The 280-nt window shown below is 56.8% G+C and carries 1 pseudogene; it reads right to left on the bottom strand.

Annotated features, from left to right (window positions below):
* Nucleotides 1-280: pseudogene (locus Q4563_RS19410) on the bottom strand (ArnT family glycosyltransferase); the annotation flags it as partial.

Genomic DNA, 280 nt, shown 5'->3' with positions numbered 1-280 from the left:
AGCCAGCCCGGTACAAAAAACAGTGCTTTCAGCAGGGCAGTACGCTGGCCACTCCAGAGATAAAAAATCACACTGACCACCAGGGGAATCGCGACGGCGACCGGCCCCTTGGTGAGTACACCCAGTGCCATCAGGGCATAGATACCGTAAAGCACCTGCCGGGTACCGGGGGATTCAGGCTGCACCAGACTGAGTTGGCTGTGGTGATACATCAGCAGCAACGTAGCGGTGAGAATCAGGTTGAGTAACGCATCCGCCGTGGCCACGTGGGAGATCATAT

It is taken from the genome of Gilvimarinus sp. 1_MG-2023 (assembly GCF_030548285.1).
The sequence above is the reverse complement of the archived record's forward strand: the minus strand, read 5'-3'. Positions and strand labels throughout refer to the sequence as shown.